Here is a 15417-nt window from a genome sequence, read left to right as displayed (position 1 = left end):
AACGCGGTTCGGCGCGGGTGCTGGAATTATTGGGATTGCCGAAGCGGCCGCGTAAGACTGCAAGCAAGCATCAGGCCCGGAACGATTGCCACGATCCGACTAGCGATCCCGGTTGTCCTGACATAACGCATCGATCCCGGCGCCATCGCCCAGCCGCCGGCCGAGGCTGTTTTTGCAGTTCGCGGACAGCGGCGAGAAATCGCAGCGCAAGTCTTCTCTGACTGAAACCGCGTCGCCTTCTCCGACCTCAATCAGCGCCAGCGGCGCGTAGTGGTGCTCGACGCCGGCCGGCCGCTTGGACAACGCGAGGCGATTGCCCTGGCCGTCGTCTTGGTGGGGCCATTCGATGTCGCCGGTGGCGGTGCGCGCCGGTATCAGCCAGTAATCGCCGCCTCGCAATTCGCCATTAATCGTGAAACGTACTTCGATGCCAGCCTCGACCGGCAGCCATTCGCCAGGCTTAATCGCCAGACCGTCGGCATCGCCCTGCTGGTCCCAGCGCCGCAACAGCGGGTGCCGGTCGGCCCGATACACCAGCGGATTGGTACCGGCCAAGGTGACGATCTTATTGACTCGATCGATCGCCGTCACCTGACATAGCGGAGAAACCGCGTTTAGCAACACGCTGTCGTCGTCCTGCAATTCCAACCAATCCTTTTCGGTTAAGGTCAACTTATCGTCGCGGCCTAGATGTTCCAGCGTTAAGGTCAAAGTTGCGGCCGCGGTATCGGCGACGAGATTGGTCACCGGAAAAGCGACCGCGGCGTTTTCCCGCGACCATTTGAAGGTCGCCGGGCTTTCGCCGCCGCCTGGGTTGTGAATCTCGATCCGATACAACTGATTTTCCTGGCCGCGATAGCGGGCGTCCGGCTGTTGGCAACAAGCATCGGTCGGCGCGTCCGCCGGTTTGACTTGCGCGGCCAGACAGGCTTGACTGACGATCAACCGACTATCCAAGGCCTCCCGCCAGTCGCGGCCATCCGACAGCTCCAAGGTTTTGACCTGCCACACCAATTGCGAGCGGCTGGCGGTATCGGCGCCGTTCAGGGCTTTTTCGCGGATGTCGTCGTCTTCCAGATAACTGATATGCCGTTCCCAAACGTCCAGATACGCCAAATAGCGGCCCGATGTTAACGGACCGGTTTTTTCGTCCAGGCGATAGTTGGGCTGGCTCAGATAGGTCAGCTGAGCCGGGTTTTCGCATAGCAGTCCATCCACGTAATAGCGGCCCGGACCGATATTGAAGTCGCCGGCCTTGGGTTTGGGCTTGGTAAAAATCTCGAAACCGAATGCCGCCGCCGGCCCGCCGTAGGGACCGATCAAATCGGCGGCCAGCGTCTGCAAATAGTGCAACAGGATCGCGCTTTGCTCGTTCCAGTCGGCATCGAGTTGCACCCGGCCTTGTTGCATCAATACCCGCAGGAATTGCTTGTCCGGGGTAAACGTCATTCTCGAAAAATCGCCTTTCATATCGTTGTCCTCAATTATGCGGCGGCTTAGCTCGCCAAAATGATGTCGGCATCGGTGCCTGCCGGCGTGTATTCCTGGAGCCGCGTCCGTAAGTTGGCCAGACGTTGCGGTTGAAACAAATCGTGAAACGCGCCCATTTCCGATTCGTCCTCGGCACCGCGCACGATTTCCGCCGCGCAATCGCAGGCCAATTGCGCATAGGCCGGCGTCCCGTAACGGCTGCAGGTGAAGTGCGGCACGACTCGCCGTTGTTCGAGCCGTTTGGCGTCGCCGCTCAACTCGGCGGTCGCCAAGTCCGGCTGGCAGTGGTAACGGCGCGGCGTCCGCGAGGTCGGCGGGGCGTAACAAAAGCGCATGCAGCCCAATTGCCGCCGGGCCACGCAGACCGTGCCCATGAAAATACTGTCCTCCGCTAAAACCAGCGCATGCACGTTGACGCAACCGAACACGGTGGTGCGAACCACGGTCGCGTTGGCATGGGCAAAGCCGGCACCCGGTGCGCCGATAGCTTCGCTTTCCGGGCCATCGCCGTCCCAGCCGGTGGCATCGACGATACTGTCGCTGATGTGCAGTGCCAACGGCTCGGCATTGACTTCGTCGTTGCCGATCTGTATCGAGCCGACGATGCTGTGTTCTATGCGTATACAAACCAGGCTGTTGATCACGGTCAGGCTGGGTTCCGCCGGCCGGCAAGGTTCGCAGGCGCAATCCAGCGACCAGCCCGGCACCAGCGTGCAATGGCGGATCACCAAACTACCCAGCGGGCCTTCGACCAGCACGCCGCGTCCGGCAATCAGCAAACCGTCCAATACAAGATGGCTGTCGGCGCCGCCGCGGATGCTAAAGCTGTCGGGCTGGTCGGTCTGCCAATCCAGCAAGCGGATGATGGGCCGGCTGGCGTCGGCGGCGCGAATCTGCAGGACGTGGCCGGGCGCCAGTTCCAGATTGATCGGCAGCACGTAGACGCCGCTGTCGGCAATCTCGACCACGGCGCGGGCCGGCTGTAGCCCGGCGGCTTGGCCGGATTGCCAGGGCAGCAGGGCTTTTTGCAACTCGTCCTGCCCACACACCCGGATCAACTGGCTGGCGTCGGCCTGGCGCAGTTCGCGCGGATATTCGCCGCCGCCCAGCGGCGCGCTGAAGCCGTAGTAATACGACACCCAAACTTTTTGGGTAACTGCTTACTCGGAAACGCCAGCCGGCCACGTTCGGTATCGATGGCCAATTGGCCCTTGGCCGGCACGAAGCGCCAATCGCTCAGATCGGCGCTGACCAGCAAATCCCTGGGCAAGGGCTGCGGCGTGTCTTTTTCGGCCAACCCGGCGCCCAGATCGCAAAGCTGCGGCCTTCGCCGTAATCGAGCGGCGCGGCGGCGGTTTGGGTATGAAACAAGCGGCAGCGGATAGGCACCGGCAACCCGGTTTCTTCGGCTATCGTATCGGCAACATCCGGTTGGGGCCGGTGATAGAGCGGACTGTCGTTGCCCAGCGCGCTAAACGTATAACAATGTGGCGCCACCTCTTCGACGCAGCACGCCGAAGTCTTGCTGACCGAGTAGGCTTGAATTCGCCAGACGAACAAGCCCACCGCCGCCGGATTGTAACGTCCCGGCGAGTGACTTGAATGGATGCGCCGCACGTCCACGCCATGGGCAATGGCGTCGAACGGACCGTTCAATAAGGCCAAGGTCGCGCCTTGCCGGACATCGACGCTACGGCCCTGCGCCAGCCGCTGGTAATTCAGATGCTGAGTGCGGCTGAGCAGCGGTAAAAACTCCACGGCGCGCGCAGGCCAGCCGGCCACGTCGGCGGCCAGACTTTCCAGCAAAGCCAGGCTGCCCTTGCGGCGCCGATAGCGCAGGGTGTTGGCGATTTCCCGGCGCGGCGTCAAGGCCCGGTTCAGCAGCCGGCCTTGCGGCGTCGCGGCATCGCCGGGCCGGCCGGCCTCGGCGACCGGCCGGTAGCCGATCAAATCGCCCAAGTACGGCACCACCCAGTCGTCGCAGGTTTCGATGAACCAGTTTTCGTAGAGTTGGGCGATGTCGGCCTCCAGCAGATCGGCCTGTTCGGTTATCACTCGCAACAACGCCCTAAGCGGTTCGCCCTGTTCGGCATCGCGAATGCGGTGTATCGCCGGCAGTAATTCGTAGAGTCTATCGAGTGTCGCGTTCATGCCAGCCTCACAATATCGGATTCAAGCTCAGGGTTTCCGGAATCTCGGTCGCCAACACCGCGATTTGCGCGGGCCGAATCGCGCCGTTTTCATATTTGGCCAGATTCACGGCCAAATGCTGGGCCGGTTGGGTTTGCGCGGCGATGGCTTGCACCGCCTCGGCGATTTCGGCGGGGGTTTGCAAACGCCGACCCGCCGCCGCGTCGGGAATTTTTCCGGCACGCCGCCGAAGGCGTCCACATCGACATACACCACCCCGGACACACCTTGCATCGCACTAATGATTTCCGACAAACAAACGCCCTGCCCTAATTCGCGACGCTCGAAACCAAAGGTTTCCAGCAAGGCGACGCGCAGGGCCGGCTCGACATTTTCCCAGCGGGAATCGGGCGCTATGCGAACCCTGGCGCTGACGACGATCAACAACAATTCCCGCACCGCCAGTTGCAGAGGCTGAAACGGATCGCCATAGTCGTGCAGCGCTTGCCGCAAGTTCAAAAACAAGTCGGAAGTCTCGTCGATGGGAATGTCTTCGGCGCCGGCCACCGTGACGTGAACGATTTGGCGGCGACCGTCGGACAACTCGACCGCGTAAGCCTTGCCGATGCCGGCGTAGGTCCGGGAAAAATCCTGGTAATCGCGTACCGACACCAACCGGTCCAACGCCGCCAGGGTCAGCGGCGCATTGATCCTGGCTTGGTCGCGGCTTTCCGGATTGGCGCCGCCAGAGGCCCGCAATGGATTGATCACATCCCGGACGCCCAACGGCCGGATCAGCAACAGGTTGATTTGCTCGGCCTTGACATTGCCATCCTTGCCGATGCCGCTACGGTAAACCGCTTGAATATTTTCGACCCCGCTCGGCAAGCGCGCACCGTGCACACCGTCGCCGAAAATCACGGAGGTTTTGCCGTCATCGTCGGTTTGCGTTACAAAAGCGCGGCCAGTCGCGCTCAGACCGTTTAAAGCCTCGGCTTCCCGCCACTGCACGCCATTGACCGACACCGCCAGCGTGCTATCTATGCCGGCCGGATTGTTGGCGGCGACGAAGGTCAACGGCGATTGCTTTAACGTAAACCGTTGCAGGGCCTGGGCGCCGTTGCCGCTGCCCAGCACTTCCTTGCGGGTCTCGCCGTGGCTGGCCTTGACCACGTTGGCGTAGATCTTCACCGTGTCGCGTTTGAAGCAATAGGCCAGCGGTTTGGCTAGCTTGACGAAACTGTGGATGCGGTCGCCGGGCAAGCTGTACTCCAGTTTATCGACGCCGCCGTCTCGGCCGGCCAAACTGTAATAGGTCTGCCGATACAAATCCTGGCACACCGAAGACAGCATCGCCAATTCGCTGAAACGCACCCCGGAAGTACCCGGCAGATCGGCGCGCTCGCCGCTGACGATGACCCAGCGACCGGCTTGCAAATCCTCGTGGTAGCGGTCCAACTCCAGCAACTCGCTATCGCCGCCGCACACCGGCGTGCTGATCGGCTCCTCGGCCAGGGCCAGGGCTTCGCTTTGAATGTGAACCGTCGTGGTACGCACCGTGGCGAACGGCTCCGGGTTGTTGCCGGTCGGTTCGCCGATCCAGGCCTTATCGCTCGGCAGACTGACGGCCAGACTTTTGCCGCTCAGCCCGTAGGCGGCCAGCGAGCGGTGTTGCAGGGTGTCCTTATCCAGGCGCACCACGATCTCGCTGCCGTTGGCTTTGGCAATGACGATCCAGCCGCCGGTGGTCAATGGATAATCGGCGTCCAGATATAGCGTGGTCGGCTGGTGGAATACCGCGCCGGTAACCGAACCGGTATTAGACGTGGTTGGCGAGTTATACGGGTTAGCTATTTGCCATTCTCGTAGCGTGTAATTACCGTTCGCGAAATCCGTCTGCCGCAACTGCGCGTTATGCCCGAACGGCGATGCCTTGCCGCGCAGCGCATACACCGTCACCGGCCCATCCAGCGTGATCCGGGTATTGGCGGTCGCGGCGGCCAGATGCGTGCGTAAGGCCGGACTGAAGCGCTTGGCGATGGCGTTGTTGGCGTCGGCCACCGCATTCAAGCCCTGGGTCGCGTAGCGAGCAGCGACATCGACCGTTAACAGTCGGGTACGAAAGCGAAGTTCGCCGCCGTTTCCGCCGGTATCCCCGCTGCCCGCGCCGCCGCCGGCACTGGGATCCAATAGCGGTTCGGCAAAGAACTGACCGGCCAAATCGCGCGTCAAGGCCGCCTGGTTGCGCGGCTGAAGCGACGGAGACTGCGTCAAGCCGGCGATGATTTGCCGGTAATCCTGCAAGCCTTCCAGGGAAATACGCAGATAACTGAGTCCGGTCACGCTAATGCCGTCCACCGACTTGACCGCATAGGCCAATTGCCTGCCGTCCCGGCTTAACACGATTTGGCGACCTTCGGCGGCGATCTGCAGCAACCAGGCGCCGCCGTCGGCCAGCGAATACAGCGTCAAGCCGTCCGTCTCTGCTTCGTCTATATCCACGCCAAAATGAAAATCGAAAAAACCCGGCTGGCCGCTGCCGTCGTCGAGCAACAAAAAGGTATATTGATCGTTCAGTACGTCTTGCCAATTTAAGACGGCGGCTATCGGCATCACGCCAATCTGCAAACGCACCAGGGTGCGGTCGTGCTCGGGTTCCGGCAACACTTCGCCGACCCGTAGCAGCGCTGGCTCGTTGCCGCCTACCTGGATCAGCAGCGGATCGTCGACGTTCAGCTTGGTACTGATGCCTTTCAGATAAACGCGCGGACCGCCGGGATCGAAGAACATCGACAGCGGCGTTTGCGGGCGGCTCAGGCGCGGTTTCAGCGTATTCCAGGCGGCGCGCGCCTCCAGGTCGTCGCTGGTTTCAAAGGTTTGCGGCAACTCGCCGGGCGCCGGCAGACTTTGTACTTTCGCGCCTTTGCCGATCAGGCTGGGACCTTCGAATTTATCGTCCAAACCGTAGGCCAAAAACACGCTGGCCGCGACGCCTGGCCGAGGCTGATAGCCGATCAGACGGGCCAGTTCCAGCACCGAGCGGCGCTCGGTGGCGGTGCGCAAATAGCCTTCGTTGGCGATGCGTTCCTGGTAAAAGCTCAACACTTCGGCGAGGCTAGCCCAGCCCTGCAGCAGCGCGATCGAAAAGTCGTCGGGCTGGCGGCTGGTGAAGGCCTGTAAGGGATAACGGCCCGCTTCGCCCGGCTCGGCCAGATTCAGCGTGGACAGCCGCGCCAGCGCCGATTCCAGAAATCCGTGGTAATCGCCGATCCGGTAACGCAAGGCCGGCAAGCCGGGCCGATTTTCGATGGCCGCAGGCACCGTGATTTCGACGCCCGCGCAACAACCGCAAGATGAGATGGTGTTCATCGTCCGCCCTCCATATTCAGCGTCAATAAGCCGCGTTCCGGAAAACCTTTATCGTTATCCAGACGGGCAATTTCCAGCGGCGCCAGCGCCAACACGCCGGTGGTGATTGCATCGTCGGCGGCTTCGAACAAGCGCCGCAATTCGCTGACTTCGACGCCGGCGACGCCGGCCACCGCTTGTGCCGCCGCGACGATGCGACTCAAATACACGCCATCGCCGAAACTCAGATTGTCCGGATGAAAAAAGCCGCGCCGGCCGTCGGCCAAAACGCGGTTGCTGAACAAGGTTTGCAGGCTCGCTTTAATCTGGCTTTGCAAAAAGCCGGGCCGAACGCAGACTTTCAAGATCAAGGCCAGCGGCACTTGCAGCGCGGCAACCACTTCCAGGTCGTGGCCGATGCGCCGGTAGCGCCGCAAATGCCGGTCGATGCGGCACAGCAAGCTTCGGCAGTCGGCTCTGGCCGCGTAGGCATCGACCACCACCAATATCCGGTAGCCGCTGCCGGTCCAGCGCAGCGTCGCGGCGGCTTTTTGTACCTCGGCGGCGAAATCGCGCATTACAATTTGCGCGTAATCGTCGCAAGTGACGGCGCGTTGCAACACTTGCCGAAACGCGTGCGGCGCCAATAAGCGCGCCTGAGCCACCGGCTCCGCCGCGATCCCGCCCTGGGCCGGCAAGGGATTGCGGGCCAATATCGTCGCGCCGCTGGGTAAGCGGTCGCGGAACACGATGCGTTTGATCGTTTCGGCACCGACCAAACCGGCCGGGCCGTTACCTGTCCGGTAGCGGGCCGCGAAACGGGTACCGGGCTTGGGCATCCGACCCTGTTGGCCGTCGCCGAAGCGCAGCCAGGCAACCGCATCGTCATCAATTTCGACAGTAAAGTGCCGGTCACCGGCGTTGCTGTTCAACAAATCGGCTTGCGCAGACCATACCTCCGGCGTATCGCAAGCGCCGAGATCGGTTTCGGTCAATGCCAGCCAAGGCAATGCCAGGCGTACATCCTGATCCGCTAAACCGCTGGCCGCGACAATTAGCGGTTGTACGCCGCACGGATCGGGCTGACGGCAGGCCGGCAGCGGCTGGACGTGGGTCAATTCGGGCTTGCTCAAACGTGGCCTGTAACGCAGCGGCAACGTCGTCGGTTCGCGCACCCCGCAATCGTCGCAATCCGGCCACTGCCAACTGCCGGGCACCACTTCCAGCGTTTCGGTCACCGTTTCGCCGTGATCGACCAGCACCACATTACCGCGCGCCACGCTGACGCCGGTCAGCGGCGAACAATCTTCGTCCTTGACCGCCGACAAACACAGTGCAAACGGCAACGCATCGGCCCGGCTCCAGCGAATATCAACGATGAAGCGCCCGGTCAACGGATCGACGCCCTCCTCGACCGCAATCAGCCGCACCGGGTGGCGGTGCTTGGGATCGGCATCGGCGCGGTTGCCGGTGTGCGGCCCCAACACTTCCTCGAAAATCAACACGTCGCAGACTTGCAAACGCAATTGCCGGCTTTCGATACCGGGGTCCAGCAAGGTCGCCGAGGTTGCGCCCTTGAGCAGACAGCATTTAGCATCGCCCCAGGTATAAAAATCGATGGCATTGTGCGCCGCGTACCAATTCAGCGTTTGCTGGGCCGGCACCAGCAAGGGCTCGTAGACCAGATAGGGTTGCGGCAAGGTTCGCGGCAAATCCTCGGCCTTGAGCAAAGCCGTGTCGTCGCCGGAATCGAACGCGGTGATAAAAAACACATCGGCGCTTTCGACGGCCAAATTTTGCGAGATCTCCAGACACACCCAGGCCCTGGCGTTGCAACCCTCATGCAAGCGGTAGTCGACTAAGCGGGCGTGGCGCCGGACCGAAATCCGCCGCCGCGCGGTGTCCAGATACGCTTCGGTGGCGACCGCATCCTGGTAATAACTGAGATGGTCGCCGACGTAAGCCAGCAATTCGACTAGCGTCACGCCCAAATCCGGGACGTGGCGTTCCCGCCAATCCGGCAGTACCAGCGCCAAGCGGTCGTAAATCAATTGCCGGAAGCTGGCGTAATCCTTGGCCAGATAATTGATTTCCGGCAATTCCGCCGCCGGCGCCGCACAATCCTGCGCCGGCTTGCAGTCGATTTCGCCGCCGCAAGCGACCTTGAAATTGAATTCCAGACTAGCGTAACGTGGATCGAAGCCGGCCATACTGCGCTCGGTAGGCCGGCCTTGTTCGTCCAAAGCCACCGCGTGCAAGCGATAGTTGGAAAAATCGCCGTAACGGTCCAGTCCCACCAGCATGTAATCGTCGCGCTCCGGGTCTTCGTCGCGAACGATTTCGACCGACACTACCCGGATGCCGGTAATCCGCTCGCCGCCGACGATGCGCAGATTCGCGGCGTCGAGGTGATCGGGGGCCTTGCGCAGAAAAAACACCGTCAAGCTCAGTTGATCGTCGCCCACTTCCAAGTAATCGAAGCCGTTCAAACTCTCGCTGGCCCGGACTAGCGCTCGGCGACTGTCCTCGCGGCACAGCAATGCCGACGCGTTCATGTCGGACTCCTGAGGAATTCCGCGCTACGGACCTCGCCGCTGCGCTTGACCCGGTATTGCACCTGTACCCGCAAGGTCGAGTCCTGACTGGTCACTTCCAGGCCTAGCACATCCAGCACGTCGCCCAGCCAGCGCTGCAAGCCGGCCTGAATCGTGAATTGCAAGGTCGCGGCCAATTCGGCGCTATTCGGCGCGAAAATCAGTTGTAGCAAGCCGCTGCCGAAATCAGGCCGGTTGACGCGTTCGCCGTTGTTGGTGAACAGAAATTGTTCGATCATGTCGCGGATATGCTCGTCGTAAGCGGTGACGGCGGTACGCCCGCGCTGGTCGAAATGCAAAGGAAAATCGACGGCTATCATGGCATCCTCACAGCGCGCTGACGCGGGTTTGGGTTAATAAAATCAAAAGCGGCGTCGCGGTCGGCGCGCATATCGCCTGACTGCTTTGCACCACCAGCGGTTGGCCGTTGGACGTAACACGGGTGGTCCCCATCAGCCATTGCCCGGTCACGCAGGGGCCGTTGGCGGCGGGCGGCGGCGGCAACGCACAGCCGGCCACGATATAGGGCGCCGTCATCAGCACGGTCGGCTGGCCGCTGACCGTGACGCGCGGGTTGGGCACGGTCGGCGTCGCCTGACCGCCGTGAGCGCACAACACCTGCGCGCCGACATGCACTAAGAAGCCGGCCATCTCAAGTCACCACCAGCGCCAGTTTGTTGATCATCACCGCCGGCCCCAGCATTTCCAGGCTGGCGCCCTTGCCGTTGCTGATGAAAATGCCCGCATCGTTGACCACAATGTAAGCGCCAGTGGTGCTGCGTAAGATCACCCCGCCGGTGGTCGGAATCGGCGGCATCACCGGCGGCGGCGGCGCCGGCGGCAAATCGCTGACGATGATGCCTTGCTGCAACAAGGACTGAATCACGATATTGGGATCGGCGGGATTGCCGGCCAGCGCCGCCAACGGAATATCGGTTTGCAAACCCCAGCGGCAGCCGACCCAAATCGGTTTATCCAAATCGCCATGCTCGAACTCTATCCATACCCCGGCGCCTATCGGCGGCACCATGTACACGCCCATCGGCGGTCCGGTCGGTCCGGCCAGCGGCACGCAGGGTTCGGCGAATGTGGTCGGAATCAACGAATTGACGTCCGGCACCAGCGCCTGAATCCGGCCACGCTGCTCCGGATCGACGTTATTGACCACGGTGCCGCGATATTTGCCCCAATATTTGTTTTCTTCGTTCATACCGGCAGCCTCGGCGTGTTGGAAATCAGCCCGTCGCGCGACAGCGTGAAGTTTTGTTTGTATTCGCCGTGTTTCAGGTTATGCGTGACGCTATCGACGTAATACAAACCGTCGTAAGCCAGGCCGGCGCCGCGCACCCCCACCACCATCCTGGCCCGCAAGGTCCGGCCGTAGCGCAGCACATCCAGCGAACCGCTGCCGGTGATCGCGTTCGCCGAGCCCTTCAGCATTTGCCCGACCATCAGATTGACCACCCCCGGCGGATCTTCGCCGGCAACTTCCTTGGCGAACCTGACCTTGGCCGGCGGCGTCGGCCGCGCGCCCAATGGCGGTTGAAAGATACTGATATTGGGGATGGGCACCGGAATCGGAATTTTGTGGGTGATCGGGTCCATTACCGTGACGATCAGTACTTCCTTGGCCAGACCGTTCAAGGAAAAACTCAGGCTATCGACATTGCTGTGCGCGTCCATGTTGATGGTCAGCGCCGGCTGCGGAATCGGCAAACGGATGTTGGGGCCAAAATATGCCAGATTCTGGCCCGGCAACGGCCCGGATTCGACGTAAAACACGTAGCCGTTGCGCGCCGCCAATTTCTTGATATGCGCCAGATCGGTGGAGTCCTGGGATTTGTAGCCCTTGGTGGGCGACATGAAATTCAAAAACAACGGCGGCGTCACCAGCGGAATCACGCCGAAGGCGGCGTACGGCGCCAGTATCGTCAGCATTTGCAAGGTGTCGTCCATGCCCGGAAACGGCCGTTTCAGTTCGACGATGTCCATCAGCACGCTCAAATCCTCGCCGGTAATGGTCAGCTTGGCCTGACCCGGCTCGCTGCTCGGCGACATTTCCTGGCGGGTGACGATGCCGTCTATCAGCACGTTGGGGATGCCGTTCAGCGTGACGATGACCATCACCCGCGTCGTGATCGGATCGAAATAGCCCGCCGGCAACAGCGTGGTGGTCAGCAAGGAGCGGGAGCCGACCGCAAACACCAGTTGAAACCCGCTACGTTCGCCGCCGCTATTGACCTGGACGCTGGACAAGGCCTCGATCACCGCCGTCGGCGCCGGTATCGGCACCGCCGGGCCGATCAGCAAGGTCAGATTGATGCCGTTAAGCATTACCCGGTCCCGGTATGCCTTCCGGCAAGGTGATCCGCAGTTTGCGACCGGCCTGCTCCAACTCGCGCGGTTGCAAGGCGCGGTTGGCGTCGCACAGCCGCCAGAACTGTTCCGGGTCACCCAGATAGCGGGCGGTAATGTTATCCAGCCGCTCGTTCTGACTGACCGTATGTTCCTGCAGCAGTTCGAAGCGCTCCGGCGCCGGCACGAAGCGGCGGCGCAGATAGGCAATCTTACGACCGTCGGCGCTTTCCAGAATCGCGGTCGGGATGCCGTAATAACGGCTGCCGGGCGGAAACGGGCCGGCAGTGCCGCCGGGTTGCAGGAGTTGTTGCAAAGCCAGATTCGGATCGGTCATCGTCGTCTCCTAAATACCGCTGATGCCCAGCGCCGCAAACGCGCCGCCGGCAAATTTTTGCGCCAACCGCTCCTTGTTTTGCAGGTAACTGATAAACAGGCTGCCGCCCTTGTGATCGAAGCCGATGTCGTTGACGCTCAACACCCGCAGGCCCAGACTGAGTTTGGCGCGAATCGGATTCAAGGCCGCGTCGAAGGCTTCCTCGGTAATGCTGAATTCGGTCAGCCGTACCGGCACGATGCGCTGCTTGCTCCAGATGAACAGCATCAACGCCGCCTCGGCCGGCGCGATTTCCAGGGTGCCGGCGCGGGCCAGGCTGTTGGCGGATTGCAATTGAGCGCTACTCGGATAAACGATCAATTCCAGCGCGGCCAATTGCGGATGCAAGCCCACTTGAGTCGCCAAGCCGTCGGCGATTTCCAATTGCTCGGCGGCATCGATTTCGGCGTCCAGCTTGATGGTTTCCACCGGCGGACCTTTCAGGCGCAGCGCTTCGGAACGGTCGCCGCTATCGGCGCCGATGCCTTGCACTTGCAAGGAGCGGGTAATCGTGTCCGGGTTGTACTGCAAGGCGATGATGCGCCGCACCGCGCCGCTGCCGGGATCGATCAGCACCACCCCACCCTTGATCAGTTTCGGAGAGCCGGGGAAACCGCTCATGAGAAAGCTCCTGGCGGTGGCGTCGCGCCAATCGGTATGACCGACGCATCAGCTGTTTTCAGGAAGTTAGGATTAAGTGCTTCGACAGGTTCGGGATTAACGGCATTAGCTTGATTCGGTTCGCGGAGAGTTTGTCGAACCATGAGCGGAATCAGCTTGTTCAGAACATCCTTAAGATCATCGCCGAAATCTTTTAACTTGGAGGTGGCTGAGCGCATCGTTATTTCTCGTTAAATGTTGCGTTACTCAATAGTGGGTCGGCTAGACGCTAGCATTTCGCCGCAGTTCGTGGTCATCGCGGAAAGTTGCTCTGGAGGAAAGCGAATACGTGCGGACGCAAGCGTTGCAAGCCATCCGGGTCAACCATGTATAAAGCGTAGGATTCGGCAAAGTGTTCCTGCCAACTGGTATCCGAATAGTGCGTGATTCCTGGGCCGCCATCCTGCTGTGCGGCTTGCCGGAAAGCCACGTTGTCCGCGCCTTCCACAATCGTCAAGTCGTTGCTGCCGGGTTGCGCTTGCCATTGCGAACCCGACAAGGAGCGAGCCGCGTCGCGCGTTCGTTGAGCTGCGGTTATTTGCGCATGTATTTGATTCCAGCGTGCTTGCATCGAGGCGGGAATTGAGTAGCGATTGGAACCCGGCTGAGTTTCGTAACGGCGAAAGGCGTTGCGTTGCGCGTTAACCGCTTGATTCACGGGATCGATGACTTGCGACAATATCCTTAAATCGAGTGCGTGCCCCAACTCGTGCAATACGTCTTGCCGCGCGACGTTCGCCAACCCTTGTCCGGGAACGCCGGTCCGGGTCAGCGACGCGGTAAAGGCACAGTCGAACAAAGTGATGACGCGGGTTCCGGATTGATGTTCGCCGCACCATTCGGGATGGGTCTGGTGTACGGTGCCGCGATTGAAGGTATAACCGGCAAGCAGATTTAAGGTGGTGTCGGGCACTTGCTCCAACGCGGCCAGCACTTCCTGAAACTGCGGGTCGCTCCAACCTGCACCACGGCGAAAACTGTAGCGGTCGAAACGTTGTTGCGCTCTCTTGGCCTGATCCGGATGCAGGGTTTCCATGCCTATGCCGCCTAAATGTTCGACCAATATTTCACCGTTGGCCGCGCCGCCTTGTACTTGACGTCTGACATAGGTAAAGCGAAAGACCGAATAACCGCCCCCGACATTTTCCAAGTGGAGGGCCAGCGTCAGCATCGAATTCGGTTCGAGCGGCGGCGGGCCGCTGGTCCAGCTGGCGGGATTTGTCAACGTGCCGGCGATATTTTCCAAGCCCCTACGCAGCACTTGCATAACGCCGCTGGAGAAGCGCACGGCTACGTTCGCCGGTAGCGGGATCATCGTCGCCCGTGGCTGAAAATAGGCGTCCAGATTAGACAAAGTGACGCTCAGCGTAATCACGCGCAGTTGTTGACGCTCCGCTTCCGGAAGCGCGTTAGTGAGTTCCGCGCCCGTGGGGTCGGCTCTGCCGCGCGGCCAAGCCACCTCGTCTATCGCGCCGACGAGCTGCTGGTACAAATCCTGTTCGGTTCTGCGTAGCAAGGAAGCGGCTTTCGTAATCAACGACGCGACAGCCGCCTGATAGGCTCCGACAAGAAGGCTTGCTAACGCGGCATCGTTATTTAGCATCTGCTGAATAATCCGCAGATTACTGGTATATGCCGTTCGCCAACCTTGTAAAATCGTTGCCAGCCGCGTCTGATCGATTCGCGTTACATCTCGATAAAAATCCGCAGCCTCCCGCAAAAAGCGTATGGCACCCTCGACGAACTCGCGCTGTTCCGCCGGAGTCGCTGGCCGCGCCGCCGGCATCAATAAACCGCCGTATTTGATTTGGGCGTCCGACGGACCCACTTGATGTCCGTATTCGTCCTCACCGCTCGGAGGAAATCCGTTTTCGCGGCGGAATCGCTCTATCAGCGGGCTATGTATCGGATCATCATCACCCACGGCCTTTTTACGCAACCCTCTCGATTCACCACGTTGCTGAACTACGTGAGCCAGTTCGTGAGCCAGCAAATGGCGACCTTCACGCGTCTCGGGCCGGAACTGGTTGTCGCCGAACACGACGTCGCGACCGACCGTATAGGCTTTGGCTTGAATCTCGCGCGCCGATTGTTCGGCCGCGCCGCCGATATGGATGCGCACCCGAGAAAAATCCTGTCCGAAACGCGCCTCCATATCCTGCTGCAATGGAGCATCCAACGGCCTACCCGAACTCGCCAGCACCTGATCGACGCTATCCGGCACCGCTTCCGCGGCGGCCGAACCGTTGCCGCTTACGCGTTGAATGCTGGGCGTGGCCGACTTGAGCGGCGGGTTTGACGAATTTGTTAGCACTTGTTCGGCGACGCGATCTGCTTCCATTTCCAGGGGATCATCGCTGGCGCCGATACGAAGTTTTTTCTGCAAGGCCGGACGTTCGTCCTGCTCTTCTTCGCTGAGAATTCTCAATTTGAATTGATCGCCAAACAACGAAGGCCTTTCCT

13 protein-coding genes are annotated in these 15417 nt (G+C 61.0%); all 13 read right to left on the bottom strand.

Features of this window, described 5'->3' with window-relative positions; all coding sequences use genetic code 11:
• Nucleotides 1-99 precede the first annotated feature (99 nt).
• A complete protein-coding gene (locus tag ACP4CD_RS02900) occupies nt 100-1470 on the bottom strand; it encodes a DUF6519 domain-containing protein (RefSeq protein ID WP_426993418.1) in 1371 nt (456 codons plus the stop codon).
• A 26-nt stretch (nt 1471-1496) separates the two neighbouring features.
• Nucleotides 1497-2630 carry a hypothetical protein gene (locus tag ACP4CD_RS02895; protein WP_426993417.1) on the bottom strand — a complete coding sequence of 378 codons (1134 nt, stop codon included), beginning with the start codon at nt 2628-2630 and terminating at the stop codon, nt 1497-1499.
• A 97-nt stretch (nt 2631-2727) separates the two neighbouring features.
• Entirely contained in the window at nt 2728-3642 is a 915-nt protein-coding gene (locus ACP4CD_RS02890) for a hypothetical protein (RefSeq protein WP_426993416.1), read from the bottom strand.
• A 105-nt stretch (nt 3643-3747) separates the two neighbouring features.
• Nucleotides 3748-6990 (bottom strand): putative baseplate assembly protein, encoded by a 3243-nt coding sequence (locus ACP4CD_RS02885; protein ID WP_426993414.1) that lies wholly within the window; start codon nt 6988-6990, stop codon nt 3748-3750.
• Nucleotides 6987-9524: a putative baseplate assembly protein gene (locus tag ACP4CD_RS02880; protein ID WP_426993413.1), complete on the bottom strand. Its 2538-nt coding sequence runs from the start codon at nt 9522-9524 to the stop codon at nt 6987-6989. The genes ACP4CD_RS02885 and ACP4CD_RS02880 overlap by 4 nt, the downstream gene beginning before the upstream one ends.
• Nucleotides 9521-9883 carry a GPW/gp25 family protein gene (locus tag ACP4CD_RS02875; protein ID WP_426993411.1) on the bottom strand — a complete coding sequence of 121 codons (363 nt, stop codon included), beginning with the start codon at nt 9881-9883 and terminating at the stop codon, nt 9521-9523. The genes ACP4CD_RS02880 and ACP4CD_RS02875 overlap by 4 nt, the downstream gene beginning before the upstream one ends.
• Before the next feature lie 7 nt (nt 9884-9890).
• Nucleotides 9891-10214, bottom strand: a complete 324-nt coding sequence (locus tag ACP4CD_RS02870; protein WP_313730035.1) for a hypothetical protein — start codon at nt 10212-10214, stop codon at nt 9891-9893.
• A gap of 1 nt (nt 10215) precedes the next feature.
• Nucleotides 10216-10773 (bottom strand): phage baseplate assembly protein V, encoded by a 558-nt coding sequence (locus ACP4CD_RS02865; RefSeq protein ID WP_168029401.1) that lies wholly within the window; start codon nt 10771-10773, stop codon nt 10216-10218.
• The gene (locus ACP4CD_RS02860; RefSeq protein ID WP_426993409.1) at nt 10770-11897 is read right to left on the bottom strand and encodes a hypothetical protein; all 1128 of its coding nucleotides are present in this window, start codon (nt 11895-11897) and stop codon (nt 10770-10772) included. Before ACP4CD_RS02860 ends, ACP4CD_RS02865 begins: the two co-directional genes overlap by 4 nt.
• Nucleotides 11890-12255, bottom strand: a complete 366-nt coding sequence (locus ACP4CD_RS02855; RefSeq protein WP_426993408.1) for a LysM domain-containing protein — start codon at nt 12253-12255, stop codon at nt 11890-11892. Before ACP4CD_RS02855 ends, ACP4CD_RS02860 begins: the two co-directional genes overlap by 8 nt.
• Before the next feature lie 9 nt (nt 12256-12264).
• Nucleotides 12265-12915, bottom strand: coding sequence for a hypothetical protein (locus ACP4CD_RS02850; protein ID WP_426993406.1), 651 nt, complete (start codon nt 12913-12915; stop codon nt 12265-12267).
• Nucleotides 12912-13133, bottom strand: coding sequence for a hypothetical protein (locus ACP4CD_RS02845; RefSeq protein WP_064027793.1), 222 nt, complete (start codon nt 13131-13133; stop codon nt 12912-12914). The genes ACP4CD_RS02850 and ACP4CD_RS02845 overlap by 4 nt, the downstream gene beginning before the upstream one ends.
• Before the next feature lie 74 nt (nt 13134-13207).
• Nucleotides 13208-15382 carry a DUF4157 domain-containing protein gene (locus ACP4CD_RS02840; RefSeq protein WP_426993404.1) on the bottom strand — a complete coding sequence of 725 codons (2175 nt, stop codon included), beginning with the start codon at nt 15380-15382 and terminating at the stop codon, nt 13208-13210.
• Nucleotides 15383-15417: the final 35 nt, after the last annotated feature.

The organism is Methylomonas stagni, assembly GCF_050154735.1.
In the GTDB taxonomy this organism is placed as follows: domain Bacteria; phylum Pseudomonadota; class Gammaproteobacteria; order Methylococcales; family Methylomonadaceae; genus Methylomonas; species Methylomonas koyamae_A.
This window is presented reverse-complemented; position numbering and strand designations above follow the sequence as displayed.